Origin of the sequence: Elizabethkingia miricola (assembly GCF_001675285.1) — a bacterium.
GTDB lineage: Bacteria > Bacteroidota > Bacteroidia > Flavobacteriales > Weeksellaceae > Elizabethkingia > Elizabethkingia miricola.
Genome location: NZ_LSGQ01000004.1, coordinates 1 through 24,747, shown reverse-complemented (window position 1 = coordinate 24,747; position 24,747 = coordinate 1). Strand labels below are relative to the sequence as shown.

The window sequence follows — 24,747 nt, the reverse complement described above, 5'->3', positions numbered from 1 at the left end:
TTATTTTTCGTAACTTTGCCGAAAATATAGAATATAGAAATGAGCAGAGAACGTAAAAATTTTTCAGACAGACAGAAAAACGGAAAACAAGGAGAGAGAAAAACTTCTTTTGACAAAACTTCCCGCTCTGCATCCGACTCAAAGAGAGGTGGTGGTAAAACTTTCGACTCCAGAGATAAATACGAAAAAGGTGACCGCAAATTTGGCGGACCTAAATCATTCAAAAGACCTTTTGACAGAAAAGCAGAGCATGATGAGAAGATTAAAGGTTATATCCTGAAGAGAAAGTTTGATAAGCTAGCCAATAAGCCTGAAAAAGAAACCATACGTCTTAATAAATATATTGCAAATTCAGGAATTTGCAGCCGTCGTGAAGCAGATGATCTTATTACACAAGGTTTAGTAGAAGTAAATGGTAAAGTAGTTACTGAAATGGGATACCAGGTTCAGAAAACAGACAGAGTTGTTTTCGACGGGCAGGGTATTACTCCGGAAAAACCAGTATACGTATTGCTAAATAAGCCAAAAGGTTATCTTTCTACAACAAAAGATGAGAAAGCACGTAAGACAGTAATGGATCTTGTTGCAAATGCATCTCCATACAGACTATTCCCTGTGGGACGTTTGGACAGACAGACGACTGGTGTTATCTTGTTAACCAATGACGGGCACATGACTAAAAAACTTACACACCCATCATTCGGGATGAAAAAGATCTATCATGTTGTATTGGACAGAAAACTTTCTATTGAAGATCTTCAGGCAATTCGTGAAGGTATTCGTCTTGAGGAAGGTGTTGCGGAAGTAGATAATATTTCTTTCATTGAAGGAAAACCTAAAACAGAAGTTGGTATCGAGATCCACATTGGATGGAACAGAGTTGTACGTCGTATCTTCCAAAGATTGGGTTACGAAGTTGAAAGCCTGGACAGAGTAATGTTTGCAGGTCTTACTAAGAAGAATGTAAAAAGAGGGCATTGGAGAATCCTTACAGAACAGGAGGTTAATAATCTAAAAATGCTTTAATCAAATAAAAAAAGAGTTTCTTTATGAAACTCTTTTTTTTGCATTATCAATTTTCTGATAATTTATTTTTAACTTTATCTGATTACCGAATCGTATAATTTTAAAAACTAATTTATTATGAAAAAATCAATTTCATTATCATCCCTTGCGGTGATTATGCTTCTGGCTTCATGCAACAGAGATTCACTGTCAGAAAATTCACTTCAGAATACCAGCGCTGAAGTTTCAGGCAAAGGAATTATTGCCAATTCAACGGAACAGGATTTACCCAACATTCAACTTACAGGGAGCAATGCAGCTCCTTCCCAACATTTAACTTATTACTTTCCTGCTGATGCTGTTTTGCAAATGAATAAGGTTAAGATTACCAGATCTGCTCTGACTGAATATTTCTCGGTAATTAATTATAGTGGTGGTTATGCAGGATTACAGCAGACTCCCGACAAAAGCTTTGGAACACCGAATATTCTGATTGCTTCTTTATGGGATAAAAACACTGCCGGTGGCAGTTATGCCGGTTATAGCTATCTTGGCTCCAAAACTGTAGCCAGCAGATTTGGAGGAGAAGGAGACGGGCAGAAAACGATTAATCCATATCAATGGAAACTAAACAATTGGTATAATATAGTATTGCGCTCCTGGAAAGAAAATGGTAAAATTTATATTGCCAATTTTATACAGGACCTGGCAACCGGTAAATGGTTTCTGACTTCAACTATTTACAGAGATGCATCAACAGGAAATCTTGGAACTTATATCGATACATTTCTTGAGAACTGGGTAGGAGATAATCCAAAGTATGATGGCAGATATGTGCGTAAAGCTTATCTTAAAGATGCGTGGAGCTTAGATGCCAATAACGTATGGCAAAAGTCAACAAGCAGAAACTTTAGTGCCAATAGTGGAGATCAGGGCAGAAATGGGTATTTCGACCGTGCATTCAATTCGGGATATGATTCAGGTGAAGATGCTTATTTTATGGTTCATGGTGGTACTACAGTACCTGATACTGCATTTGGAACAGGAAGAACCTTGCAATTGCCGACTCAGACTAATCAGGGAGCAGCTCCGGTAATTCAGAATCTGGAAAGAACTTCTGCAACAGCACAGTATGGAAGTAATAAAGTTACAGTTTCATGGGCTATTAATGATACCAAAGCGCCACAGTTATCTTATAATATACAGGTGTTAAACAGTAGCGGAGCAGTTGTACAAACTGTTCAGAAAATAAAGCCTGAACAACGTACAGAAGCTATTGCCACAATGTTAGCAAAAGGTAATTATACTGTAAAGCTTACGCTGACAGATATTTTTAATAATGACACAGCACCTGTGGAAATTCCGCTTACAGTAAATTAAGCATTTTAGTAACCAAATAAACAAAAAGAGATTGTCACAAAAGTCAAAAATTATTACAATTTGTCATCCTGAGCCTGTCGAAGGATTATTTATTATAAGTGTTTTGAGAGTGTAAATGTTTCGATAACACATCTTCTGTTACAGCCTCTTTTTTATTCTTGAACATCACAGGTTTCTGAAACCTGTGATGTTTGTATTTTAAAAGAGATTTGTATTTTAAAAGAGATAAGATACCAATACTTTTTAGAAAATATAGGAGACACCAGCATTTATAAAACCTCTTGTCCCAATATTAGGTTCTATAAAAACACCAAAATCTCTTCCATATCTAAGGCCTATAGGCATAATATTAAAACCGAAAGTTGTAAGATTGTCTTTCTCTTCAGCTTTAGAAGTTTTGTCGATATATTTAGCATTTTTAAATAAAACTCCTGCAGAGACTCCTGAATAGAGCCTTAATTTTCTATCTGCCCCTGACCAAAAATAGTCGACCCTAGGCTGAACCGAAACAAGGGATTGACTTGTAAAACCAGTTCCCTTTTCATCGAAAGATTCCATGTTGAATTCCAAGCCATAGCGCCATTTCATACCACGATTGTGCATCATAATATTAAGGTTTAGAACACCGTTACTACTAGATGTTTCTCCTGAATTACCTGTAATAGCATTTCCTACAAAATCGTAAAGTGAGCTGCTAACCCCAAAGATAGAAGGCGTTCCGTATGCTGCTGAAATTTCAATCTTTTGTGCCTGTAATAAAGATGCAGAAATCAGAGGAACAAATAATAAAAGTTTCTTCATAGTTTTTATATTGATTAAACGAGGCAAAGGTATATAAAAAAGGCAGCTTCCATTTTAAAAGAAACTGCCTTTATCATTAGATTTTTCTAATCTTTAAATGGTTCTAGTTATGCCAAAACACTTACTTTATTTTCGATTAGTTCGTAGATCGTATCTTTTCCGCTGTCTGGCTTCACATTTACTGCACGCGTACCATTGAAATGAAGACAGGTAATGAAACCTTCTTTTACAGCATCCAGGCAAGTAGCTCTTACACAATAATCTAATGCAAGTCCAGCTATTTCAACCAATTCAATATCATGATATTTTAGAAAATCAGTAAGGCCTGTTTTCATAAAGTGATTGTTGTCCTGGAATGCGCTATAACTGTCAATTTCAGGGTTTTTACCTTTCTGGATAATATGTGTTGCTTTGTCACGGTTTAATGCAGGGTGGAATTCCACGCCGGGTGTTCCCTGTACACAGTGATCAGGCCACATAAACTGAGGAATACCGTTCAATATAATTGTTTCGCCTACATTTCTGCTGTTATTAGATGCAAAGCTTTTATGATTGGCTGGATGAAAGTCTTGTGTTAATACAATTTGATCGTACTGATCGCTGTCCATAAGGCCATTGATGTACGGAATAATTTCGCTGGCTCCTGGTACAGCTAAAGATCCTCCTTCACAGAAATCATTTTGTACATCTACTATAATTAATGCTTTTTTCATTTTGATGATTTAATTAACAAATTTATGGTAAATTTGATAGATAAACGAATTGCATGGATTTAGAGCAGAAAAAATATCCCATCGGAAGATTTCAGAAACCTGTGGAATTTGATGAAGGTAAAATAAAAGACTGGATTACAGTTATAAAGGAATTTCCTAAGAAAGTAAAAGAACTAACTCAAAATATGTCCGATGAACAATTAGATACTCCATATAGAGAAAATGGCTGGACAGTAAGGCAGGTTGTGCACCATTGTGCAGATTCTCATATAAACTCCTTTACAAGGTTCAAGCTGGCACTTACCGAAGATAAGCCGGTTATAAAACCTTATATGGAAAATTTGTGGGCAGAATTAGACGATACAAAACATCTGGCTATAGATTCATCATTATCCATATTGGAAGGTTTACATCATCGTTGGACGGTTTTGTTGGAAAGTATGACTTCTGAGGATTATCACAGAATATTTGTGCACCCTGAGCATAATAATGAAATTTCACTGTATACAGCACTCGCTACCTATGATTGGCATTGTAACCATCATTTAGGACATATACAATTAACACTGCAAAAATAAAATGGGAATATTTGATTTATTTAAAAGTAAAGAAGAGTTAAAAGAAAATAGCCCGTGGCTAACGATAGAATCCATGGAAGATCTGAATAAGGCTGTTGAGGAATCAAAGCATACCAAAGTAGCTATTTTTAAACACTCTACGAGTTGCTTTATCAGTAAAATGGTTCTTAAAAATTTTGAGGCAGATCTTAATAAACACACTCCAGATGGATATAAGTTTTATTATCTGGATCTGTTGCGTTTCAGACCGATTTCTAACCAGATTACTGAGCAGTTTTTAGTAAGGCATGAAAGTCCGCAGATTATTGTACTGGAAAATGGAGTTGCCACTTATAAGGCTTCACATGAAAATATAAACCTTGAATTATTACCTTAGAAGAATGGTAACAGAAAATTTTTCAAAATATATTCAACAGCTTTTTGGTATTCAGGATCAGCAGGTTTCGGTGTGCGAGAATCTGATCAAACTTAAAAAAGTTCCAAAAGGAAGAGTCCTTGTAAGAGCAGGAGAGATTAATAAAGAACTTTATTTTGTAGAACAAGGATTGCTCCGCCAGTATTTCACAGATAAAAATGGTAAAGAACATGTATTGTACTTTGCTCCGGAAAACTGGTTGCTGGGGGACAGGAACAGTTCTTACTTCAGTGTTCCTACAGATTTCACTATAGAAGCTGTTGAAGATACTGTTGTTGTAATCCTGGAACCGGAATTTTTTATTAACCTGAGTAAAGAGTACAAAGATGCTATTGAAAAATCTGAGTTCTTATTACACCGTCATATCCGCCAGCTTCAGAAAAGAGTATCACAGTTGTTAGGTGCTACTGCAGAAGAGCGATATCTGGACTTTATTACTACTTATCCGAACCTTATGATGAGAGTCCCTCAGTGGATGATTGCTTCATATTTGGGAATAACACCGGAAAGTCTTAGCCGTGTCCGTAGAGAACTGGCAAAGAAAAACTTTCTTCCCGGATAATTAGAAGGTTACAATTAATATTTGGTATCACAAAAAATGAAAAAAATAACGCTTTTGTTAGTTTTATGTGCAGGATTGCTGAATGCTCAGAAATTAACTTCAAATGAAATCTCTATTATAAAACAGGGAGATATTCATTCTGCATTACCTGTTTATAACGTAAGTGAACCTGAACAGAGTAAAACATTGCTTGGTATGTCCGCAGATATTGATCCAAAAGATCCGAATACAGCTATTCTGGTTGAACGGATGAAGCTTTCACTGCTTTCAACAGGTAGTGGAGTTGGTATCGCTGCACCTCAGGTAGGAATTAACCGAAGGATAATTTGGGTTCAGCGTTTTGATAAAGAAGGGAAGCCATTCGAATATTTTCTGAATCCTGTAATTCTATGGAAATCACAATTGCAAAACCTTGGACCTGAAGGGGATTTATCAATCACGGATTTCAGAGATCAGTTTTATAGAAGCAAAGTTATACAACTGGAGTATTCTGATTTGAAAGGTAAAAAGCATACCGAAATAGTAGAAGGTTTTACTGCGGTTATTTTTCAGCATGAGATAGACCATCTTTCAGGTATTTTGATATCTGATAAAAAAGAAAAAGAGAAGAACGACCTTTATGAGAGGGCAGATGCTTTTATTAAAATTAAATAATAACATTTAAATTAATTACAGAATGGAAATAAAACACAAAAGAGAAGATTCAAAAGGAGTATTTGAGGCTATTGAGTATGACAGAGTGATAGGGCTAATGACATATTCCGTGGCTGGTGAAGATAAAATTATTATTGATCATACCGAAGTAGATGAGGCTTTTGGAGGCCGAGGAATAGGCAAGCAACTGGTGAATGCAGGAGTAGATTTCGCACGTGAGAATAACATTAAAATAATACCATTGTGTCCATATGCAAACAGGGTACTGCATAGTTCCGATGAATATAAAGATATTTTAGCGTAGACTAAATGGATTTTTACTATCAGGAGAAAGCAGTTAAGGGCTTTAGTATGCAACTGGAAGTCATAGAGCTTTCCTGGTGGTTTTATCTTATTACAGGGCTGGTTTCTATTGGACTGGCCCATAATTTTTTAAGACAATCCCAGAAAGAGGTCACCAGACTTAATTATTTTTTTTCACTGTCTTATGCATCGGCTGTCAGCTACATTGTGATTTTGTTTACTGTTATACTGACGGGCGCTGTAGTAAAGCAGATAGGTCATGAATTCTCTCTTCCGAAATACTCTGCTAAAGTAATTGATCCATCTTACAGGGTTGGTGTACGTGAAAAGAACCTGGGAGTTTCTGAATACAGACCTCTAGTTGGTTTTGCGAATAGGAATAATCACATTATTAATATTCCTTTGAACATGGCCTCTGAAGAGCGTTTTTCTGAAGGAAGCGATGTGAAAGTAGGTTATAAAGAAGGAATGAATTATGCCTATGCCTTTAATCCAAATCGATATATCATTTATTTTGGAGAATTGGTTTTTCTGGCCATTTTTTATTCAGGTTTACTTTTTATCCTTGGATATGGTCTGCGAAATCAGTACCTGAAAGATAAGGCGGTATTATTTACAACAATAATTTTCGGATATCTTGTCATTCCGGGAATGATGCTTTTTATGGCATTGCTAATGACAAAAGCCTTACTGGGTAAGCTGGCAGGTAATTCAGATCTCAGTTGGGGCGGATTCTTCATCTGTTTGTTTTTTGTTATTATACTGGTTTTTAGTATTTATGGTTACTTCATATTCATTTTTAAATCAACTCCCGCTGATTTATCAGGAAAAGTTAGGCAAAAGAAAAAAGCCAGCTAAAAGCTGACTTTAATTTTTATTTAGAAGACCATTTCCGGGACATCCTCATCTGCATAAAGCTTTCCGGCTGTTGCAGCTTTTATTTCTTCAAGGCTTACTCCGGGAGCTCTTTCCAGGACTTTGAATCCACCTTCAGGAAGTACCTCGTAAACACCAAGTTCGGTAACAATCTTTTTAATACACTTTACTCCGGTTAATGGTAAAGTACATTCCGGCAATAGTTTGCTTTCACCACTTTTATTTACCTGCTGCATAGCGACAATTATGTTCTTTGCCGAAGCGACAAGATCCATGGCACCACCCATACCTTTTACCATCTTTCCCGGAATTTTCCAGTTGGCTATATCTCCGTTCTCAGAAACTTCCATAGCTCCAAGGATTGTCAAATCTACTTTTTGCGCTCTGATCATTCCGAAACTTAATGCAGAGTCAAAAACTGCAGATCCTGGAAGGGTAGTGATAGTCTGTTTACCAGCATTGATAAGATCCGGGTCTTCCTCACCTTCAAAAGGGAAAGGTCCCATACCTAGCAATCCATTTTCAGATTGTAATACAACATTTACACCTTCCGGAATATAGTTGGCAACCAATGTAGGAATCCCAATACCCAGATTAACATAACTGTTATTTTTTATTTCTTTTGCAATACGTTGTGCAATTTGTTCTTTCGTTAGCATCTTTAATAATTTGAAAATTTGGCAATTTGAAAATTTGAAAATATGTGTTTTCAGGATCTTTTTGAAGTCGCAATAATCTTTGTTAAGATACTGATTATTGATGTTAATTCTTCAAATAAATCCGGAGAAGGGTTAATCAGATGTGGAGACTCTCTACAAAGTAACAACCAGTATTCAAGTTCATCTGCTTCTTTTGCTGCGATCTTCATTTTGTGGATGAAGTCAGGTTTGCTTTCAGCATTTTGAGCCTCTCTTATATTGGCTCCTATTGATGTTCCGCTTCTGAATATTTGGCTGGCTAAGGAATATTTCTTTGCTATTTTTATTTTGCTGGAAAAATCAATTATTTTCAAAGCAAAACTGAATGATTTAGCAACAATAATATTTTCCTTATCATTTCTCATTAGCCCATTTTCAAATTTTCAAATCATTATTACTATTTCTTTCTTACCGTTCTCTGTTCAATTCTTTTTTCATAATGGTCTCCCTGGAATATTCTGTGAACATAGATTCCAGGAGTATGAATTTCATCGGGATTAAGCTCACCAACTTCAACCAATTCTTCAACTTCAGCAATTGTTATTTTGCCAGCCATAGCCATTACCGGATTAAAGTTTCTGGAAGTAGAGCGGAAAATAAGATTTCCGGCAGTATCACCTTTCCAAGCCTTTACAATTGCAAAGTCAGCATCAAAAGCATATTCCAGTAAATAATCTTTACCATCGAAGTTACGGACTTCTTTACCTTCAGCAACTTCAGTACCTACACCTGCAGGGGTATAGACAGCCGGCATTCCGTAGCCTGCAGCCATACAGCGTGTAGCTAATGTCCCTTGTGGGATAAGTTCCACTTCAAGTTCACCACTAAGAAGCTGACGTTCGAATTCTGCATTTTCACCTACATAAGAAGATATCATCTTCTTGATTTGTCTTTTATGAAGAAGTAATCCAAGTCCAAAATCATCGACTCCGGCATTGTTAGAAATACAGGTAAGGTCTTTCACTTCTTTTTTTACCAATTCTGCAATACAATTTTCAGGAATTCCACAAAGACCGAAACCTCCAAGCATAATCGTCATGCCATCCTGAATTCCGTCGCAGGCTTCCTGTACATTTTTAACAGTTTTATTAATCATTATTAGATTTATTTTTAGGGTTGATTTAGTAATACTTAAGATTCATGTCAGGTTTTATCTTCAGTAATGTTTCATAAATAAGCTGAATAACATTCCCGACATCTTCTTTACTTACCATTTCTACAGTGGTATGCATGTATCGTAAAGGTAATGAAATTAATGCAGAAGGAACACCTCCGTTAGAATGGGCAAAAGCATCTGTATCTGTGCCTGTTGCACGGCTGGCCGCAGCTCTTTGGAAAGGTATTTTTTTCTTTTTAGCCGTGTCGATAATTAATTCCCGGATGGTGTGATGAACACTAGGAGCAAAGAAAACTACAGGCCCATTACCGCATTTCTGGTCGCCTTCTTTTTTCTTTTCTATCATTGGCGTTGTGGTATCATGGGTTACATCTGTAACGATAGCAATATTTGGTTTTATAGTATCCGCAATCATTTCTGCTCCATATAAGCCTACTTCTTCCTGTACAGAATTGGTAATGTATAATCCGAATGGTAATTTCTTTTTATTTTCCTGAAGAAGTCTTGCCACTTCAGCGATCATAAATCCACCGATGCGGTTGTCCAGTGCTCTGCAGACAAAATATCTGTCATTAAGCTCAAAGAAAGTATCCGGATAGGTGATCATACAGCCTACAAAGATTCCAAGGTCTTCTACTTCCTGCTTAGAAGTAGCTCCGCAGTCGATAAAGATGTTGTCCAGTTTTGGTGTTGGCTCATTCTGATTTGCACGGGTGTGGATAGCCGGCCATCCGAATACACCTTTTACCACGCCTTTCTCACCATGGATATCTACTACTTTAGAAGGAGCAATTACCTGATCGGAGCCTCCGTTGCGGATTACATAAATGAAACCATCATCAGTAATATAATTAACATACCAAGAGATTTCGTCAGCATGGGCTTCTATAACCACTTTGAATTCGGCTTCGGGATTGATAATTCCGTATGCTGTACCATAGTTATCTACTTCAATTTTGTCCACATATGGCTTGATATATTCAGTCCAGGCTTTCTGTCCATTGTGTTCGAAACCTGTTGGGGATGAAGTGTTTAAATAATTTTCTAAAAATTTAATAGAGGTCTTATTGAATTTCATGTATTAAGGTATGATTTTTGTTATACGTCATTACTCGTAAAATTATGAAAAAATATAGAATTTTTAGTCTGATTTGTCTCTTTATGACAATTTTGACATTTAGTCAGAAAGTTGACACTATAGCAACCATAGGGGAGTTAAAGGATGAGAGGAACGTTAAAATGCAGGTCGATAAAGATGGCCGCAGATATTATTGGGACGATAAGTTACAAGCTAAAATATATACAGAAGATAATGGAGATAAGCTTATCGAAATGGATGAGATTAAGCTGCTTAACAAGCCTCATTTCAACAACCAGTTAGACAGAAATTATTTCGATTTTCTAAATAAAAAACTTTTCAGAGTTTACCCATTATTTGTAAATGCTTTGGAGCAATATAGAAGTCTCCAAACTGATCTTGAAAAAGTTAATGAAGATGACAGAAGGTCTTATGCCAGAAAAAGACAAAATGAATTGGCAGACCGTTATGAAGCAAAGTTAAGAGACCTTACCACAACTGAAGGACAGGTTTTTGCTAAATTAATGAACAGAGCAACGGGTAAAACTGTATTTACAATTATCAGGGATTTAAGAGGAGGATGGAGTGCTTTCTGGTGGAACCTGAAAGGTAAAGCTGCAGATATTGAGCTGAAAAAAGAATACAATCCTTATTTGAACAGGGATGACGAATTTATTGAATCTCTGTTGCAGTCCAATTGGAACTACGGATATCTGACTCCTTATCCGGGGTATAAAGATTTTAAAGTAAAGAAGTCGGTTGACTAAACTTATACAAGCCTTTCATTTTTGAAAGGCTTTTCTTTTATATCTTTGCCAGCATAAATAATAATAGATAATTGTATGAAACGAATTTTAACAAGGCTGCTTTTTTGTGCATTTGCACTGAGTTCAATGCAGGCTTTTGCATGGGGGCTTACAGGACACCGTATTATTGCGGAGATTGCCGAGAATCATCTTAATGGTAAAGCAAGAAGACATCTTAAGCATATCTTTGGAAAAGAAAGACTGGCATACTGGGCAAACTGGCCGGATTTTATCAAATCTGATACTACAGGTGTGTGGAAATCTACATCTACATGGCATTATGTAAATATTGATCCTCAGCCAGACTTTAAAACATTCAAAGAAAATCTTGAAGCACAGGCAGGGCCTACAATGTATACTCAGATTAAGACGCTTTCTGAGCAGATTAAGAATAAGAATACATCTGAGAAAGACAGAAAAATAGCTTTAATGTTCCTTATCCATATTGTTGGTGATATGGCACAGCCAATGCATACCGGAAGAGCGGGAGATCTTGGGGGTAACAAAATAGATGTTACATATTTTGGTAAAAAGACCAATCTTCACAGTGTATGGGATAGTGATTTGATCGATTCACAAAAATACAGTTATACTGAATTTGCTAAACTTATAGACATTAAATCTAAGGATGAAGTAAAGAAAGTACAAAGCGGAACTTTGGCTGACTGGATTTATGAAACACACAAACTGGCCAATAATATCTATGCTAATACACCATCCGGATCAAATCTTAGCTACGGATATGGTTATAAATATGATGGGCTTTTAGAACAGCAGCTGGTAAACGGAGGTCTTAGACTTGCGAAATTACTGAACGACTTATTTTAAAAATTTCGTCTGAAGCTTTTCAAAAACCAAATGGTCTATGGGAAGCGGAAAAGGATTAGAAGCCGAAATGGGTAACCATTCGGCTTTTTCTATTTCTGTATCTATAATGCGGAAATTTTCAGGATCTTTAATTTTTACAATGTAGTAAACAGTAAGAAGCTGTTCGTTCTCTCTGAATCGTGACTGCATAAAGCCTTCCTGAGTATAAAAATGTTCTACAACCTCTATCTTTACATTTAATTCTTCCATAAATTCACGGTGAAGGCAATCAATTATGCCTTCTCCAAATTCCAGACCTCCTCCGGGAAGTTTTATCAGTTTCTCGCCTGCATAACTTTCGAAAAGAGTTAATATTTTCTGGTCTTCTATGCATAAAGCATAAACACGTATGTTGAATTTTTCTATTTTTTCCATGCGTTAATCATTTCCCGTTTACCTTTTGGACCTTCTAATTTTTCAACTTCAAAGTTAAGCCCTTTTAAAATACGTTGTAGACTTCCTTTGGAAGAATAGGTGGTGAATAAACCTCCCGGTGCCATTTTTTCAGCAACCATTTTTACCAAAGGCTCTTCCCAAAGATCGGGTTGTACACGTGCACCGAAGCAATCGAAGTACACCAAGTCTATTGGCGACATTTCAATGTCTTTAATATTATAGAAGTCTTCTTCAATTTTCTGAAGAAAGAAATCTTTTTCAATATTTTCTGATTTCCCCCAATCCGTGCTGTGAATTTTAGTAAAAGCATTCTTTACAAATTCATTTTCAAAGAATTTATCATACTCCAGGCTGGCAGCCTCTTCTAATTTCAGGGGATATTTTTCTAAAGAGTAGTAATTAATTTTATGACAAATGTCAGTTTTTAAATATTCATCTAATGTTACTAAAACGTTAAGTCCTGTTCCAAAACCAAGCTCTAGAATATTAATTTCATATTTTTTTAATCTATTTATTCCGTTTTTAATAAACACGTGTTTAGCTTCCTGTAATGCGCCGTGATGAGAGTGGTAAGTTTCGTCTAAGCTGCTTACATGTAGTGTTTTACTTCCGTCTTGCGTGGTTTTTAGACTTCTGAGCATGAATATTTTTTACCAAAGATAATTAAATTTTGGCTATTTGAAAAAATTGTTATATTTGTAATAATAATCTTTAAAAAATTAAAAATGATAATTCAGAAAACTTCAGCATCAAGAATCGATACTTTCGATAAAGACAATTTTTCATTCGGAACAACTTTCACAGACCATATGGTTGTATGTGAATACGAGGATGGAAAATGGGGAGATGTAAGAGTTATGCCTTATGGTCCGTTTCCTTTTACTCCAGCTATGATGGGAGTAAACTATGGACAGGCTTGCTTTGAAGGAATGAAAGCCTACAAGGACAAAGACGGAGATGTTTTCCTTTTCCGCCCGGAGAAAAACTTTGAAAGAATTAACAAATCTGCTAAGCGTTTAGCAATGCCAGAGGTTACTGAGGAAATGTTCCTTAAAGGGCTTGAAGCTCTTATGGACATTGACAGGGAATGGATTCCTCAGGGAGATGGATTTTCATTATACATCAGACCGCTTATTTTCGCTACAGAAGAAGCGTTAAAGGCACGTAAGTCTGAAAAATATATGTTCGCAATTATAGCAACTCCTGCTAAAGCTTATTATACAGCTCCGGTATCTGTATTGATTTCAGACTTCTATTCAAGAGCTGCTAATGGTGGGGTAGGATCTGCAAAAGCTGCAGGTAACTATGCCGGTGCTTTTTATCCTACAGACCTGGCGAATGAGCAAGGATATGAGCAGATTATCTGGACTGATGATGCTACACACAGTTATTTTGAAGAAAGTGGTACAATGAACGTTTTTGTACGTGTAGGAGATACAATCTATACGCCACCTACATCAGAAAGAATTCTGGATGGTGTAACACGTGACAGTTTTATTCAATTAGCTAAAAAAAGAGGAATTGAAGTTGTTGTAGATAAAGTACCTGTAGACTTTGTAATCAACGCTCACAAAGAAGGTACATTAAAAGAAATATGGGGTGTAGGTACTGCTGTAGTAACCAGCCAGTTTGAAGCTATTGGTTACCATGGAGAAAAGCTAATGTTGCCTGTACTTTCTGAAGAGGAAAGTTATGCTGCAAGCCTTAAAAATGAATTAGTAGGAATCCAGTCTAACTTGCTTGAAGATCCTTTCGGATGGAGAGTATTAGTTGGTGAAGGAGTAGCTGAACAAGTGTAATAATACTTTTTATAAATATTATAAAGTCTTCCGAAACCGGAAGACTTTTTTTGTAAATTCTGATCAGATCAGGATTATTTTTTTCTAATCATATAATCCATGCTATACTGATATTCTTGTTGTGCTGCGAGTAGAAATGCTCCGGCACTTCCTACCCATACAGAATAATCCAGTGGTGCTTTAGTCCCTAATGCAACTGTCATAGATACAGCAAAAATGAGTAGAAGGATTCCGGTCCCATAAGACGCAATTCTTGTTTTGTAACCAAGTATCAACATTACAGGAAATAAAATCTCCAGAAAAGTAGCTGTGTATGCAGAAAATATGCTCAGGATTTCTGGGAGGAAGTAAGTGAGCTTTTGGGTGTAAACTTCAAAATTCTTCCAGTTCCCCCATGAAGAGTTATCTCCCCATAAACCGAATCTGTCTGCCACAGCGGATAACATTGTTACTGAAATTGCTATCCTTAGAAATAATTGCTGAAACTGATTTTTCATAGTTCTTATTTTCTTTGTTTTATAATAAGGCAAAGTTCTGTTTTACATTTCGTAACCTTCTTAAACCAGTTTAAGAAGATGGTATAAATGACATTTTAACTTAGTATCTATTTAAATTTTATAGTTAATACTTTCTTGAATTAAAATTTAAACAGGCTCTAAATGTATTTTGTTTTTAATATCAATTTAATATTAAAACAATAAAATAATAAATGTTTTAGTCTTATTTTTCATTTACTTTGCGTTTTTTATTATGTATAATATATTTTATGTTATAATATTAATGATATAAATATATATGAATGCTTTTTTACAGATTAGAAGATTACAAATTAAATGAATATGATAAAACAACGATTATTTGGAGCGGGACGTGTTATTGGTATGTCTGTTCTTGCTCTATGGCTTATGTCATGTAGAAGTACCGAAACAGAAAGTAATATTACCGGCGGTACGGCTTCTGTAAAGATTAATTTCCAAGGTAGTATATACGATAATGATGCTGAAGTAAAGCCGTATGCTTCTGCTGATCATAAAAATAAAGATGTAGTGCCGGATACTCAGGTACAGGAAATACCCTTCAGTGACAGATACAGTCTGCTGGCAACTTTCACAAAAGAATCTGCAACACAGGCTGCCTCTTTCCAGGCTTCCTCTGGGAAGAATAGTTTAATGGCTGCAACTGAACCTAAATCTCAGCAATTGGCAGATAATATAATGTACAAGATTGTAGTATATGATGCCAGTGGCAGATATGTAACAGATCGTAATTTTGTCCGGGGTAAAGAAGATAATACTTCCGTTACACCAGCTCTTAATCTTAATGGAGGACAAAATTATACTTTTATAGCCTATTCGGTGAATAGTGCCACTGGGGTCCCGGATATATCGACCAGTTCAAGATTATCGGGAGCTTTTCTGCTGGTTATGGATATTGAAGACTTTATGTATTTTAGAAAAGATACTCCTGTTTCTGGTGAGGGTACAAATTATCTTAATGTTGTTTTAAAGCATAAAACCAGTCAGATTACATTAATAATAGACTCGTCATTAACTGGAAATAGTATATCAGATATTTCTGCTTACTTCTCTCCTCATTATTCTAATACAGGTATATTATTATCCAATGGCAGCTTACAATATCCTCCGGGAACGCAGGTAAATAAGAATATTTCGTTTTCGGGACTGGGAACCAATATAATTAGCGGTGGAATATCAAAGTTAAGTGCTGACACTACAGCTGCGGAGCTTACGATTGCTTCAATTACTATAGGTGGAGTAACGCAAACAAATCTAAAAATTCCGAATATTAAAATTATCCCGGGTTTAAGGTATAATCTGAATATTCAGGTAAAGCCCAGATTGTAATTATCTGAAAATACTTTGGAAAATAAAAGAGGCCGGATAATTCTTCCGGCCTCTTTTATATACTTTAAATATTTTACAGATTTATTTTCTACCCCAAATCATCCTGTCATTTCCTGAAATATCTTTTAACAGGTGTGCTTCAGATAATTTATGTTTATATAATTCCAATGTTTCTGGCCCCAGTTTTTGATTTATTTCCAGAAAAACAAAACCTTCGTTTGAAAGGCTGGTTTCTGTATCGTTGGCAATCTTTCGGTAAAAAGCCAATACATCATTTTCTGGTGCAAACAATGCCATCATAGGCTCGAAGTCTTTTACACTATTCTCAATGTCGATTTCTTCCTCAGTTCCGATATAAGGAGGATTGCTAATGATAACATCAAAAATCTCAGGTAGATGACTATTAAGATAATCCTGTTGAATAAACTGAATCTCAGTCTGGTGCAATACTGCATTTTTCTTAGCTATTTCCAGTGCTTTTCCGGAATAATCCAGAGCATAAACATTTGCGTGTTTCAGATGCTTGGCAATGGTGATAGCAATACAGCCTGAGCCTGTTCCAATATCCAGAATTTTTAACTCTTTATCGGAGGGTAATTTTTCTAAAATAAGTTCAATAAGTTCTTCTGTTTCCGGACGTGGAATCAGAACATTTTCATTGACGAAAAACTCTTCACCATAAAAATAAGCTTTACCAAGTATTTGCTGATAGGGTTTGCCTGATTTTAGCTCTTCCAATGCCTGAGTAAACTGTAACTTCTGTGCCTCCTCAACTTCCTGATCGGCATACATCTTTAGCTGAATACTGTTATACTGTAGATATTCTTCAACAAAGTAGGTGAACAGTTTTTGGATTTCATTTTCCGAATACGATTGTGTCAGCTCTTTTGAATAAAGCTGTTGTAATTCCTGAATCTTCAATGCTTATCGGGTAAAAATAAAATGATGTTCTGTAGACAGCTTATCATTGAAGAGATAACCTTCCAGATTGAATGCCTTTACATCGTCCAGTTTTTCAATATTGTTCAGTGCGCAGAATCTGGATACAAGTCCTCGTGCGTGTTTGGTATAAACAACAATGTTTTTATTCTTTCCATCTCTTTCTTCATAGAAATCGAACTCTATAACGGGAGCTTTTAATTTCTTTTTGTTTACAACCTTTGAATATTCATTGCTGGCAAGATTCAGAACGAAGTCTTTTGCTTTAAGCTGGTGATTGATTTCATCAGTAACTTTATCTGCCCAGAAGTCATAAAGGTTTTTATAGTTTTCAAAGCTGAAGCCGCAGCCCATTTCCAGCCTGTACAGCATTATTTTATCAGACGGCTTCAATAAACCGTAAAGTCCGGATAGCATCCTTAAATTTTTTTGCAGAAAGTCAACAGCATTTTTATCCAGCGTTTTTACATCTAAACCGCGATATACTTCACCTGCAAATGCAAACATAGCAGAAGTAGAGTTTTTGGAGGTTGGCTTTGGTGTCCAGTTTTGGTTTCTTTCCCAGTTTTCGTTGGCCAGCTTATCTGAAATATGCATAAGATCCTTAATGAATTTAGGATCTTTTTCTTTTAAATATTTCTGGATGTGTGCTGCCTCTTCTATAAACTTGGGTGTGCTGGCCTTTAGCATATCGGTTTTATTATCGATATTCATAAGCTTAGCCGGAGAAATAAGTATCTTCATGTTTGTCTTTAATCTTCAAAATTTCCTTTTCCTTCTCTTACAACTTCAGGGATGCCCTGTGTAAGGTCTACTATTGTAGATGCTTTGTTGTCACCGTATCCTGAATCTATAACAATGTCTACAAGATGATCATATTTTTCAGCGATTAATTCCGGATCGGTGGTGTATTCTATCACATCATCGTCATCTTTAATAGAAGTAGAAGCGATAGGATGTCCCAGTTTGGAAACAATAAGTTGTGGAATAGGATGATCCGGAACCCGGATTCCTATGGTTTTTTGCCCTTTATAGGCTAAAGGTAAGGTTTTGTTGGCTTCCAGAATAAATGTGAAAGGACCAGGTAAATAGTGCTTTAATAATCTGAATGTAGCCGTATCTATAGGTCTGGTAAATTCAGACAGATGGCTAAGATCATTACAGATAATGGAAAAATGAGCCTTTTCTAATTTAACTCCTTTTATCTGTGCCAGCTTCTCCATAGCTTTTATATCAAAGATATTGCAGCCCAAAGCATAGACAGTATCCGAAGGATAAATGATAAGGCCACCATTATCCAGGGTTTTTACAACTTCCTGAATAAGATTTTCCTGTGGATTTTCCGGATAAATTCTTAAAATTTTTGCCATGTAACAAAGTTAAGCATTTTTATTTCTCAAAAAGATAGCTCTTTTATTAAGAATATGTATTATTTCCTGTGTTTTAATCAATCATAGTACCTGTTTTTATGGGGAATTTCCTAATTTTAGCACTTTGTTAAAACTAATAGTGTTATAATATGAAATTAAAATTCATTCTCTCATCTGTATTGGTGGCGGGATCGGTCTGTACATTTGCGCAGAAGAAACCATTAGACCATTCAGTATACGATGGCTGGCAGTCAGTTGGCAGCCGGAAGATTTCTAATGACGGAAAATGGGTCGGGTACAATATTGATCCGCAGGAAGGAAATTCAAAATTGTATTTATCTTCTCCAAAATCCAAAAATTCACTTGAATTCCCAAGAGGCAGTAAACTATCTTTCACCAGCGATTCTAAATTTGCTTTATTCTCTATCAAGCCTTTTTTTAAAGATATTAAGGCTGTAAAGGACAAAAAGATGAAGAAAGATAAACTGGCAAAAGATACATTAGGTATTGTTAATCTGTTTACTCAGAAGATTGAAAAAATACCAAATGTACAATCCTTTAAATCTCCGGAAAAGGGTGGAGCTTGGATGGCCTACCTGATGGAGAACATGAAAGATAAGACGGCTACACCAGATGCTAAAGACGATGATGCAGATGACAAGAAAGATGATGACGCGAATACAAAGCCATCCGATCTTATTCTTGTAAATCTTTTGACGGGAAAGAAAACTACGTATGAAAATGTAGTCCGTTATCAGTTTAGTGAAAATGGAAAACAGTTGATCTTTGTAACTCAGAAGCCTGAAGATAAAGACAAGGATAAAAAGGACAACAAGAAGCCTGAAAAGAAAGATAAGTCTGCTCCTGTTAAATATGCTTTGCAAACAGTAAATTGGGTAGATGTTGAAAAAGGGAATGTTAACAAGCTGACAGAAGGCGAAGGTAATTTCTCCCAACTAACGTTTGATGAGTTAGGAAATAAGCTGGCTTTCATCGGAACCTTATCTGCTAAAAATGACCTGGTAAAAGATTATCAGCTGTACTATTTCTCTCAAAATGCAAAGAATACAGTTGTAAATAATAAGCATACTAATTTACCTAAAGGCTGGGTTGTTTCTGAAAACAGAGCTCCAATATTCAGTAAAAACGGAAAACAGCTTTATTTCGGGATAGCACCGAAGCCAGTTGCAAAGGATACGACATTAATAGCTAATGATCATGCGGTGGTAGATGTATGGAATTATAAAGATGATTATATACAGACAACTCAGTTGAAAAATATGGGTAAAGATCTGAAAAAATCTTTCGGGGCAGTATTCCAAACAGACAAGCCAGAGATATTCCGCAGTTTAGGTGATGATAACACAGATACGATAAGATTGGTTAATGAAGGTAATGCTTCTTATGTTTTAGGTTCTTCTAATAAAGGATCCAGAATCCAATCACAATGGGAGGGAGCGGATAGAAAAACCTATTATCTTATTGATAACATCAACGGAAATACTACGGAAGTTGTAAAAGAGTTGAATGGTAATGCCGTTGCATCTCCTCTGGGAAAATATATTGTTTACTTTGACAGAGAGAAAGGAAATTGGTACAGTTATAGTGTGGCGACAAAAGTTACAACTCAGCTAAATAAGAACCTGAGTGTTTCTTTCACAGATGAAGAATTTGATATGCCGGATAAGCCGTATGCTTATGGGATAGCCTCATGGACAGATAATGATGAATCTGTTATTATCAAAGATCGCTATGACCTTTGGGAATTCTTCTTAAACGGTAAGAAAGCGCCAAGAAATATTACTAATTCTTATGGAAGAGCACATAAGATTACTTTTGATACTTATAATCTTGATAAGGATATAAAAAGCCTGAACAGGAAGAAGTCAATGTATATTTCGGCTTTTAACAATGTTACAAAAGCAGATGGTATTTACGAAACTTCAATATTATCTGGTAAAGATCCTAAAGAAGTATATATGGGGGATGTCTGGGGCTTTAAAACATTAGTGAAGGCTAAAGATGCAGACGAGTATATCTTTACTAAAGAATCTTATGTAAAGTCTCCTAACTTGTTTGCTACTTCAGATTTTAAAGAGCAAATTCAGCTTTCTGATACAAACCCTCAACAAGCTCAGTATAACTGGGGAACAGATGAACTTGTTAACTGGACAACTCCAAAAGGCTATCAGTCTACAGGTGTTCTGTTCAAGCCGGAAAATTTTGATCCGAATAAGAAATATCCTATGATTGTTTATTTCTACGAGAAATTATCTGAGAATTTAAACAGATATGTGGCTCCGGCTCCAACACCGTCTCGCCTAAATATTTCTTATTTTGTAAGCAACGGGTATTTAGTTTTCACACCGGATATTTCCTATAATGAAGATGGTCATCCAGGAAGATTCGCTGTAGAGTATATCAATTCCGGAGTAGAGTATCTAAAGAAAAATCCTTGGGTAGATGGAAAACATATCGGTATACAGGGACAAAGCTGGGGTGGTTATCAGGTAACTCATCTTATTACACAAACCGATATGTATGCTGCTGCTTGGGCTGGTGCTCCTGTGGCTAATATGACATCGGCTTATGGTGGAATTCGTTGGGGATCTGGTATGAACAGACAGTTTCAGTATGAGAAATCTCAAAGTAGAATAGGGAAGTCTCTATGGGAAGCAAGAGATTTATATATTGAAAACTCCCCTTTATTTCACTTTGATAAAGTAAATACACCTGTAGTGGTAATGGCCAATGATAAAGATGGAGCAGTGCCATGGTATCAGGGAATTGAAATGTTTACAGCATTAAGAAGATTAGGTAAGCCGGTATGGATGCTTAATTATAATGGTGACGATCATAATCTGATTAAGCGTCAGAACAGAAAAGATATTCAGATTAGAGAACAGCAGTTCTTTGATTATTACCTGAAAGGTGCAAAAGCTCCGGCATGGATGACAAAAGGTATTCCTGCAACAATGAAAGGTAAAGACTGGGGATTTGATCTGACAGATGAAAAGCCTTAATTAAAGAATTAAATAATATAAGAAAAGCTCCGATTATATCGGGGCTTTTTTCATTTTAACAAACTTTATGATGAAAAATATATTATGTTAAACAAGTTTTTATAAAAATTAATTAAATTCGAAATACTTAATCATTAAATTTATAAAAATGAAAAATCTAAAACAATTATCTAGAACTGATTTAAAAAATCTAAAAGGAGGACAGGCTCCTGAAAGTATGTGTGTACCAGGGAAAAATGACACGTGTGGGCAGTATGGCTTAGAATGTGGAATTTTCCATGGAAAAGACAATGCTAATGGAGATTGGTCTGCATGGAGATGTATTTAATTTTTTTAAATTAATGCTAACTCCCTTTAGGAAGTTCTAGAGGGAGTTTGTAAATTTGAAGTATTATGTATATAAGAACAAACTTAGTAATAATGTTTTTTGTGTCTTCATTTTTTTCGGCACAAAACTCATCCATAATATATGAGCTTATATATAAGCCATCAACAAACACTAATTATACTAAAACAAAAACTTTTTTTTTAGATATAATAGGTGATAAATCTGTTTTTAGAGATGATTTTCGAAGACATTCGGATTCGATAATAAACTATAGAGGGAGTTATGGATTAGCATATAGCAATAATTATAATGATCAAATCTATATAAAAAAGGATCTAAAGAAAAATGAAATCACAAAGTATATTGTTTCTCCAGTTAGTTTAGATAAATTTTACATAGACATTGATGCAAAATTAGATTGGAAGCTTTTATCAGATACTCAAAAAATGGGTAGTCTGCAATGTCAGAAAGCGGAAACACATTATGGAGGAAGACATTGGATTGCTTGGTTTACGCAAGAAATTCAACTTTCAGAGGGGCCTTATATTTTTCATGGTTTACCAGGGTTAATTGTGCATGTTGAGGATTCAAATCACGAATACATGTTTAAGTTAGCAAAAATTCGAAAATTTAATTCTGATACTAGCTTTTCAATTCAGGGTGCAAAGGAAATAAATTGGGATATATTTATAAAAATCCAGCGAGATTTCTATGCAGATCCTTATGCGTTTGTAAAAGCAGGAGGTTATAAAGCAGTTCAAGATGATGGTAGTGGTGGGGTTAAAAAGTTAGATTTCAGAGAAGCTACACTTTCTATTCAGGAATTCATAAAGAAAAATGATAATCAGGTAGAGAAAGATAGAATAATAAAGTATACTAAATAAGAATCAAAAAGAATTTAATTTTACAGGTATAGTATAAGCATAAAAAAAGAGAATTCAATTGAATTCTCTTTTTGTTTAGTAGCGGGGACACGACTCGAACGTGCGACCTTCGGGTTATGAGCCCGACGAGCTACCTACTGCTCCACCCCGCGATATTGTACTGCAAATATATAACGTTTTTTTCGAACTGGCAAGTATTAATCAATGTTTTATAGAAAAGCTTTCATTTCATCCTCAATACCAGTACGTAACGCCATCAATTTTTTTGCATAATCTTCCAATTGGAGCTCATGTTCTGTCTCCGGCTTCCATTGTGGTACCTTTATTTTGTTGCCATTTTCGTCTACAGCAACAAAAACAATGATACAATGTGTCTTCTTTTCGTACTTTTTTGAAGTAACAGCTTTGGAAAAAACATCGATCATAATATGCATACTGGAAGATCCTGTATAAATAACCTTTGCATTAATCTTAATGAGTTCACCAATCTTTATAGGTTTCAGAAATCGTATTCCCCCGACATATACTGTTACAGCATAACTTCCGCACCAATTGCTAGCACAGGCGTAGCCAACCTGGTCTATCCATTTCATTACACTACCGCCGTGTACTTTGCCGCCGAAATTAACATCTGTGGGTTCTGAGATAAACTGAAACGTTGTTGGTGTATTATGCATGATTTAATAAGATTTATAAAGTAATAAAAATAGGTATATTTACTATTCTGTGTATATGTTGGATGATAGAAAGTTCAAATGCATTCGATTAATATTAAAACAAATCATAACAAGCCAAATAAAGACTAAATAACATATGAAATCTACATTTCTTACATTGATTGGGATCTTTTATGCAGGTATAACTTTTTCTCAAGTTAAAAATACTGAATCAGTAAATAAAATTGAAGCAGTTGCTGATAAACCGGCAGAACCTTTTATAAAAGAGATCCGAGATATTGTAAAACTAAACTCTCTTTTTAGAGAAAAGCTCAACTGGAATGAGATTGATAGAAATATCAAAACACTTTCGGTTGGAATGAAAACAACAAACGATACAAAGCCAGTAATAGATTATATAATATCTGAACTTAGAAAAGTAGGAGACAAGCATTCTTTTTTTATGTCTGTAGCTGCCACAACAAATTATTCCAGCCCGACAAAAAAATTAGAAGGAGCAACTGGTAAGTTATTGCCAGGTGATATCGGCTATATTAATGTTCCGCAATTCGGTTCTGTAAATGATTCTGCAATGACTGTGTATGCACAAAATATCCAGAATCTGATCAAAGATCTGGATATTAAAAATAATATAAAAGGCTGGATAATTGACTTCAGAAAAAATACAGGAGGTAATATGTATCCAATGATTGCAGGATTGGGACCGCTTTTAGATAAAGGAACACTTGGTTATTTTGTCAGTAATAATAAAAAGAATCCATGGAAGCTTATGGAAAAAGAAGGGAAGATGTGGAGTAATAATGCTTATGTTCCCAATGCATACAAACTAAAGAAAAGGCCCGAGAGAATTGCTTTACTTGTAGGAGGGAGAACTGCAAGTAGTGGAGAGTTTACTGTTGTCTCTTTTATAGGTCAGGACAATATCATATTATTTGGACAGCCTACAGCTGGATATACTACCGGAAACAGAACTTATGTATTATCAAATGGCTCATCTTTGATGTTGTCCATTAGTAATGCTGCGGATCGTGATAAAAAGAATCATATAGGTTCTATCAATCCAGATGTATTAGTAGATCAGTCTACGAGTGTGGATGCAGATATAGAAGCTGCCAGTAAATGGATTCTGGGATTTTAATAAATAATTATTTACACAACCAGCTTTCATTTCTCTCTTAAAGATGGTATTTTTGAATATTATATAAGAAATATACAAATGAAAAAAGTCTTCTACCTGAAAACATGTGGTACGTGTAAGAAAATTATGGCTGAATTCAATCTGGATGGTTGGGAACTTAGAGAAATAAAATCAGCTCCTGTTACGGAATCTGAATTGGCGGAAATGTATAAACTTACTAATTCATACGAAGCATTGTTCAGCAAGAAATCTACTCAGATTAAAGCCAGAGAAATAGATGTTAAAAATCTTAAAGAAGATGACTTTAAAGGATTAATTCTGGATCATTATAGTTTTCTGAAAAGACCTGTATTTATTACTGATAGAAATATTTTTGCTGGCAGTGATAAGTCTAATCTGGTGAATCTGCATCAGTTCTTTGGATCATAGAAAAAATGTACTCTAGTTACACGTAATTATAAAAGAGCACCACGAA

The 24,747-nt window shown here is 35.5% G+C and carries 30 protein-coding genes and 1 tRNA gene; 17 read left to right on the top strand and 14 right to left on the bottom strand.

Features of this window, described 5'->3' with window-relative positions:
- The first annotated feature begins 39 nt into the window (after positions 1-39).
- Together ATE49_RS06120 and ATE49_RS06115 are read left to right on the top strand one after the other, a co-directional pair.
- A complete protein-coding gene (locus ATE49_RS06120) occupies positions 40-1,026 on the top strand; it encodes a pseudouridine synthase (RefSeq protein ID WP_059155730.1) in 987 nt (328 codons plus the stop codon).
- Between the two features lie 117 nt (positions 1,027-1,143).
- A complete protein-coding gene (locus ATE49_RS06115) occupies positions 1,144-2,385 on the top strand; it encodes a DUF3472 domain-containing protein (RefSeq protein ID WP_065081454.1) in 1,242 nt (413 codons plus the stop codon).
- A gap of 243 nt (positions 2,386-2,628) precedes the next feature.
- On the opposite strand, the gene ATE49_RS06110 is transcribed toward ATE49_RS06115, so the two are convergent.
- A complete protein-coding gene (locus ATE49_RS06110; protein WP_065081453.1) occupies positions 2,629-3,186 on the bottom strand; it encodes a hypothetical protein in 558 nt (185 codons plus the stop codon).
- A 107-nt stretch (positions 3,187-3,293) separates the two neighbouring features.
- Positions 3,294-3,899: a bifunctional nicotinamidase/pyrazinamidase gene (gene pncA, locus ATE49_RS06105; RefSeq protein ID WP_059155733.1), complete on the bottom strand. Its 606-nt coding sequence runs from the start codon at positions 3,897-3,899 to the stop codon at positions 3,294-3,296.
- A 53-nt stretch (positions 3,900-3,952) separates the two neighbouring features.
- Here pncA and ATE49_RS06100 point away from each other — a divergent pair, with 53 nt between their 5' ends.
- The 6 genes from ATE49_RS06100 to ATE49_RS06075 are packed head-to-tail and all read left to right on the top strand — an operon-like array spanning position 3,953 to position 7,269.
- Positions 3,953-4,477, top strand: a complete 525-nt coding sequence (locus tag ATE49_RS06100; protein WP_065081452.1) for a YfiT family bacillithiol transferase — start codon at positions 3,953-3,955, stop codon at positions 4,475-4,477.
- Between the two features lies 1 nt (position 4,478).
- A complete protein-coding gene (ytxJ, locus tag ATE49_RS06095; protein ID WP_065081451.1) occupies positions 4,479-4,853 on the top strand; it encodes a bacillithiol system redox-active protein YtxJ in 375 nt (124 codons plus the stop codon).
- A gap of 4 nt (positions 4,854-4,857) precedes the next feature.
- A complete protein-coding gene (locus tag ATE49_RS06090) occupies positions 4,858-5,454 on the top strand; it encodes a Crp/Fnr family transcriptional regulator (protein ID WP_009084603.1) in 597 nt (198 codons plus the stop codon).
- 36 nt (positions 5,455-5,490) lie between these two features.
- A complete protein-coding gene (locus tag ATE49_RS06085; protein WP_059344435.1) occupies positions 5,491-6,108 on the top strand; it encodes a peptide deformylase in 618 nt (205 codons plus the stop codon).
- Between the two features lie 22 nt (positions 6,109-6,130).
- Positions 6,131-6,412: a GNAT family N-acetyltransferase gene (locus tag ATE49_RS06080; RefSeq protein ID WP_065081450.1), complete on the top strand. Its 282-nt coding sequence runs from the start codon at positions 6,131-6,133 to the stop codon at positions 6,410-6,412.
- A gap of 5 nt (positions 6,413-6,417) precedes the next feature.
- Positions 6,418-7,269, top strand: a complete 852-nt coding sequence (locus tag ATE49_RS06075) for a hypothetical protein (RefSeq protein WP_065081449.1) — start codon at positions 6,418-6,420, stop codon at positions 7,267-7,269.
- Between the two features lie 20 nt (positions 7,270-7,289).
- Here ATE49_RS06075 and ATE49_RS06070 read toward each other — a convergent pair whose 3' ends face one another.
- Genes ATE49_RS06070 through ATE49_RS06055 form a run of 4 tightly spaced genes read right to left on the bottom strand, consistent with a single transcriptional unit; the run spans position 7,290 to position 10,180 of the window.
- Entirely contained in the window at positions 7,290-7,946 is a 657-nt protein-coding gene (locus tag ATE49_RS06070) for a CoA transferase subunit B (protein WP_065081448.1), read from the bottom strand.
- 50 nt (positions 7,947-7,996) lie between these two features.
- On the bottom strand, positions 7,997-8,350 hold the full coding sequence (locus ATE49_RS06065; protein ID WP_065081447.1) for a four helix bundle protein: 354 nt from the start codon (positions 8,348-8,350) through the stop codon (positions 7,997-7,999).
- 32 nt (positions 8,351-8,382) lie between these two features.
- Positions 8,383-9,081 (bottom strand): CoA transferase subunit A, encoded by a 699-nt coding sequence (locus tag ATE49_RS06060; RefSeq protein ID WP_034867286.1) that lies wholly within the window; start codon positions 9,079-9,081, stop codon positions 8,383-8,385.
- A 25-nt stretch (positions 9,082-9,106) separates the two neighbouring features.
- A complete protein-coding gene (locus ATE49_RS06055) occupies positions 9,107-10,180 on the bottom strand; it encodes a M28 family peptidase (RefSeq protein WP_009084616.1) in 1,074 nt (357 codons plus the stop codon).
- Positions 10,181-10,224: 44 nt separating this feature from the next.
- Between ATE49_RS06055 and ATE49_RS06050 the strand changes: the two genes are divergently transcribed.
- Complete coding sequence (locus ATE49_RS06050; RefSeq protein ID WP_059155742.1) at positions 10,225-10,947, top strand: DUF4294 domain-containing protein; 723 nt, start codon at positions 10,225-10,227, stop codon at positions 10,945-10,947.
- 75 nt (positions 10,948-11,022) lie between these two features.
- On the top strand, positions 11,023-11,814 hold the full coding sequence (locus ATE49_RS06045; RefSeq protein ID WP_065081446.1) for a S1/P1 nuclease: 792 nt from the start codon (positions 11,023-11,025) through the stop codon (positions 11,812-11,814).
- Here ATE49_RS06045 and ATE49_RS06040 read toward each other — a convergent pair.
- Together ATE49_RS06040 and mnmD are read right to left on the bottom strand one after the other, a co-directional pair.
- A complete protein-coding gene (locus tag ATE49_RS06040) occupies positions 11,806-12,228 on the bottom strand; it encodes an NUDIX domain-containing protein (RefSeq protein ID WP_065081445.1) in 423 nt (140 codons plus the stop codon). The two genes, ATE49_RS06045 and ATE49_RS06040, sit on opposite strands and share 9 nt — an antisense overlap.
- Positions 12,216-12,890, bottom strand: coding sequence for a tRNA (5-methylaminomethyl-2-thiouridine)(34)-methyltransferase MnmD (gene mnmD, locus ATE49_RS06035; protein ID WP_059155745.1), 675 nt, complete (start codon positions 12,888-12,890; stop codon positions 12,216-12,218). Before mnmD ends, ATE49_RS06040 begins: the two co-directional genes overlap by 13 nt.
- Before the next feature lie 84 nt (positions 12,891-12,974).
- Between mnmD and ATE49_RS06030 the strand changes: the two genes are divergently transcribed.
- Positions 12,975-14,048 (top strand): branched-chain amino acid aminotransferase, encoded by a 1,074-nt coding sequence (locus tag ATE49_RS06030; RefSeq protein ID WP_065081444.1) that lies wholly within the window; start codon positions 12,975-12,977, stop codon positions 14,046-14,048.
- Positions 14,049-14,122: 74 nt separating this feature from the next.
- Here ATE49_RS06030 and ATE49_RS06025 read toward each other — a convergent pair whose 3' ends face one another.
- Complete coding sequence (locus ATE49_RS06025) at positions 14,123-14,545, bottom strand: DoxX family protein (protein ID WP_065081443.1); 423 nt, start codon at positions 14,543-14,545, stop codon at positions 14,123-14,125.
- 342 nt (positions 14,546-14,887) lie between these two features.
- Between ATE49_RS06025 and ATE49_RS06020 the strand changes: the two genes are divergently transcribed.
- On the top strand, positions 14,888-15,913 hold the full coding sequence (locus ATE49_RS06020) for a hypothetical protein (protein WP_065081597.1): 1,026 nt from the start codon (positions 14,888-14,890) through the stop codon (positions 15,911-15,913).
- A gap of 81 nt (positions 15,914-15,994) precedes the next feature.
- On the opposite strand, the gene prmC is transcribed toward ATE49_RS06020, so the two are convergent.
- The 3 genes from prmC to ATE49_RS06005 are packed head-to-tail and all read right to left on the bottom strand — an operon-like array spanning position 15,995 to position 18,222.
- On the bottom strand, positions 15,995-16,834 hold the full coding sequence (gene prmC, locus ATE49_RS06015; protein ID WP_065081442.1) for a peptide chain release factor N(5)-glutamine methyltransferase: 840 nt from the start codon (positions 16,832-16,834) through the stop codon (positions 15,995-15,997).
- Between the two features lie 3 nt (positions 16,835-16,837).
- Positions 16,838-17,596 carry a peroxide stress protein YaaA gene (gene yaaA, locus ATE49_RS06010; protein ID WP_058879037.1) on the bottom strand — a complete coding sequence of 253 codons (759 nt, stop codon included), beginning with the start codon at positions 17,594-17,596 and terminating at the stop codon, positions 16,838-16,840.
- Positions 17,597-17,604: 8 nt separating this feature from the next.
- Positions 17,605-18,222: an L-threonylcarbamoyladenylate synthase gene (locus ATE49_RS06005; RefSeq protein ID WP_058879036.1), complete on the bottom strand. Its 618-nt coding sequence runs from the start codon at positions 18,220-18,222 to the stop codon at positions 17,605-17,607.
- Between the two features lie 149 nt (positions 18,223-18,371).
- On the opposite strand from ATE49_RS06005, the gene ATE49_RS06000 reads away from it, so the two are divergent.
- The 3 genes from ATE49_RS06000 to ATE49_RS05990 all read left to right on the top strand — a co-directional run bounded on the left by ATE49_RS06000 (position 18,372) and on the right by ATE49_RS05990 (position 22,457).
- Entirely contained in the window at positions 18,372-21,245 is a 2,874-nt protein-coding gene (locus ATE49_RS06000) for an alpha/beta hydrolase family protein (RefSeq protein ID WP_065081441.1), read from the top strand.
- A 148-nt stretch (positions 21,246-21,393) separates the two neighbouring features.
- Complete coding sequence (locus tag ATE49_RS05995) at positions 21,394-21,573, top strand: bacteriocin-like protein (RefSeq protein WP_065081440.1); 180 nt, start codon at positions 21,394-21,396, stop codon at positions 21,571-21,573.
- Positions 21,574-21,638: 65 nt separating this feature from the next.
- Positions 21,639-22,457: a GLPGLI family protein gene (locus ATE49_RS05990; protein ID WP_065081439.1), complete on the top strand. Its 819-nt coding sequence runs from the start codon at positions 21,639-21,641 to the stop codon at positions 22,455-22,457.
- Between the two features lie 79 nt (positions 22,458-22,536).
- Here ATE49_RS05990 and ATE49_RS05985 read toward each other — a convergent pair.
- A tRNA-Met gene (locus tag ATE49_RS05985) sits at positions 22,537-22,609 on the bottom strand.
- A gap of 57 nt (positions 22,610-22,666) precedes the next feature.
- Positions 22,667-23,134 carry an acyl-CoA thioesterase gene (locus ATE49_RS05980; protein WP_021346919.1) on the bottom strand — a complete coding sequence of 156 codons (468 nt, stop codon included), beginning with the start codon at positions 23,132-23,134 and terminating at the stop codon, positions 22,667-22,669.
- A 136-nt stretch (positions 23,135-23,270) separates the two neighbouring features.
- Here ATE49_RS05980 and ATE49_RS05975 point away from each other — a divergent pair, with 136 nt between their 5' ends.
- Both ATE49_RS05975 and ATE49_RS05970 read left to right on the top strand, forming a co-directional pair.
- Positions 23,271-24,272 (top strand): S41 family peptidase, encoded by a 1,002-nt coding sequence (locus ATE49_RS05975; protein ID WP_065081438.1) that lies wholly within the window; start codon positions 23,271-23,273, stop codon positions 24,270-24,272.
- A gap of 78 nt (positions 24,273-24,350) precedes the next feature.
- On the top strand, positions 24,351-24,701 hold the full coding sequence (locus ATE49_RS05970) for an arsenate reductase family protein (RefSeq protein ID WP_065081437.1): 351 nt from the start codon (positions 24,351-24,353) through the stop codon (positions 24,699-24,701).
- Positions 24,702-24,747 lie beyond the last annotated feature (46 nt).

Bases quoted from the DNA above. Each gene is read 5' to 3' on its own strand.
- ATE49_RS06120 (WP_059155730.1), top strand. From the start codon at position 40: ATGAGCAGAGAACGTAAAAATTTTTCAGACAGACAGAAAAACGGAAAA.
- ATE49_RS06115 (WP_065081454.1), top strand. From the start codon at position 1,144: ATGAAAAAATCAATTTCATTATCATCCCTTGCGGTGATTATGCTTCTG.
- ATE49_RS06110 (WP_065081453.1), bottom strand. From the start codon at position 3,186: ATGAAGAAACTTTTATTATTTGTTCCTCTGATTTCTGCATCTTTATTA.
- pncA (WP_059155733.1), bottom strand. From the start codon at position 3,899: ATGAAAAAAGCATTAATTATAGTAGATGTACAAAATGATTTCTGTGAA.
- ATE49_RS06100 (WP_065081452.1), top strand. From the start codon at position 3,953: ATGGATTTAGAGCAGAAAAAATATCCCATCGGAAGATTTCAGAAACCT.
- ytxJ (WP_065081451.1), top strand. From the start codon at position 4,479: ATGGGAATATTTGATTTATTTAAAAGTAAAGAAGAGTTAAAAGAAAAT.
- ATE49_RS06090 (WP_009084603.1), top strand. From the start codon at position 4,858: ATGGTAACAGAAAATTTTTCAAAATATATTCAACAGCTTTTTGGTATT.
- ATE49_RS06085 (WP_059344435.1), top strand. From the start codon at position 5,491: ATGAAAAAAATAACGCTTTTGTTAGTTTTATGTGCAGGATTGCTGAAT.
- ATE49_RS06080 (WP_065081450.1), top strand. From the start codon at position 6,131: ATGGAAATAAAACACAAAAGAGAAGATTCAAAAGGAGTATTTGAGGCT.
- ATE49_RS06075 (WP_065081449.1), top strand. From the start codon at position 6,418: ATGGATTTTTACTATCAGGAGAAAGCAGTTAAGGGCTTTAGTATGCAA.
- ATE49_RS06070 (WP_065081448.1), bottom strand. From the start codon at position 7,946: ATGCTAACGAAAGAACAAATTGCACAACGTATTGCAAAAGAAATAAAA.
- ATE49_RS06065 (WP_065081447.1), bottom strand. From the start codon at position 8,350: ATGAGAAATGATAAGGAAAATATTATTGTTGCTAAATCATTCAGTTTT.
- ATE49_RS06060 (WP_034867286.1), bottom strand. From the start codon at position 9,081: ATGATTAATAAAACTGTTAAAAATGTACAGGAAGCCTGCGACGGAATT.
- ATE49_RS06055 (WP_009084616.1), bottom strand. From the start codon at position 10,180: ATGAAATTCAATAAGACCTCTATTAAATTTTTAGAAAATTATTTAAAC.
- ATE49_RS06050 (WP_059155742.1), top strand. From the start codon at position 10,225: ATGAAAAAATATAGAATTTTTAGTCTGATTTGTCTCTTTATGACAATT.
- ATE49_RS06045 (WP_065081446.1), top strand. From the start codon at position 11,023: ATGAAACGAATTTTAACAAGGCTGCTTTTTTGTGCATTTGCACTGAGT.
- ATE49_RS06040 (WP_065081445.1), bottom strand. From the start codon at position 12,228: ATGGAAAAAATAGAAAAATTCAACATACGTGTTTATGCTTTATGCATA.
- mnmD (WP_059155745.1), bottom strand. From the start codon at position 12,890: ATGCTCAGAAGTCTAAAAACCACGCAAGACGGAAGTAAAACACTACAT.
- ATE49_RS06030 (WP_065081444.1), top strand. From the start codon at position 12,975: ATGATAATTCAGAAAACTTCAGCATCAAGAATCGATACTTTCGATAAA.
- ATE49_RS06025 (WP_065081443.1), bottom strand. From the start codon at position 14,545: ATGAAAAATCAGTTTCAGCAATTATTTCTAAGGATAGCAATTTCAGTA.
- ATE49_RS06020 (WP_065081597.1), top strand. From the start codon at position 14,888: ATGATAAAACAACGATTATTTGGAGCGGGACGTGTTATTGGTATGTCT.
- yaaA (WP_058879037.1), bottom strand. From the start codon at position 17,596: ATGAAGATACTTATTTCTCCGGCTAAGCTTATGAATATCGATAATAAA.
- ATE49_RS06005 (WP_058879036.1), bottom strand. From the start codon at position 18,222: ATGGCAAAAATTTTAAGAATTTATCCGGAAAATCCACAGGAAAATCTT.
- ATE49_RS06000 (WP_065081441.1), top strand. From the start codon at position 18,372: ATGAAATTAAAATTCATTCTCTCATCTGTATTGGTGGCGGGATCGGTC.
- ATE49_RS05995 (WP_065081440.1), top strand. From the start codon at position 21,394: ATGAAAAATCTAAAACAATTATCTAGAACTGATTTAAAAAATCTAAAA.
- ATE49_RS05990 (WP_065081439.1), top strand. From the start codon at position 21,639: ATGTATATAAGAACAAACTTAGTAATAATGTTTTTTGTGTCTTCATTT.
- ATE49_RS05980 (WP_021346919.1), bottom strand. From the start codon at position 23,134: ATGCATAATACACCAACAACGTTTCAGTTTATCTCAGAACCCACAGAT.
- ATE49_RS05975 (WP_065081438.1), top strand. From the start codon at position 23,271: ATGAAATCTACATTTCTTACATTGATTGGGATCTTTTATGCAGGTATA.
- ATE49_RS05970 (WP_065081437.1), top strand. From the start codon at position 24,351: ATGAAAAAAGTCTTCTACCTGAAAACATGTGGTACGTGTAAGAAAATT.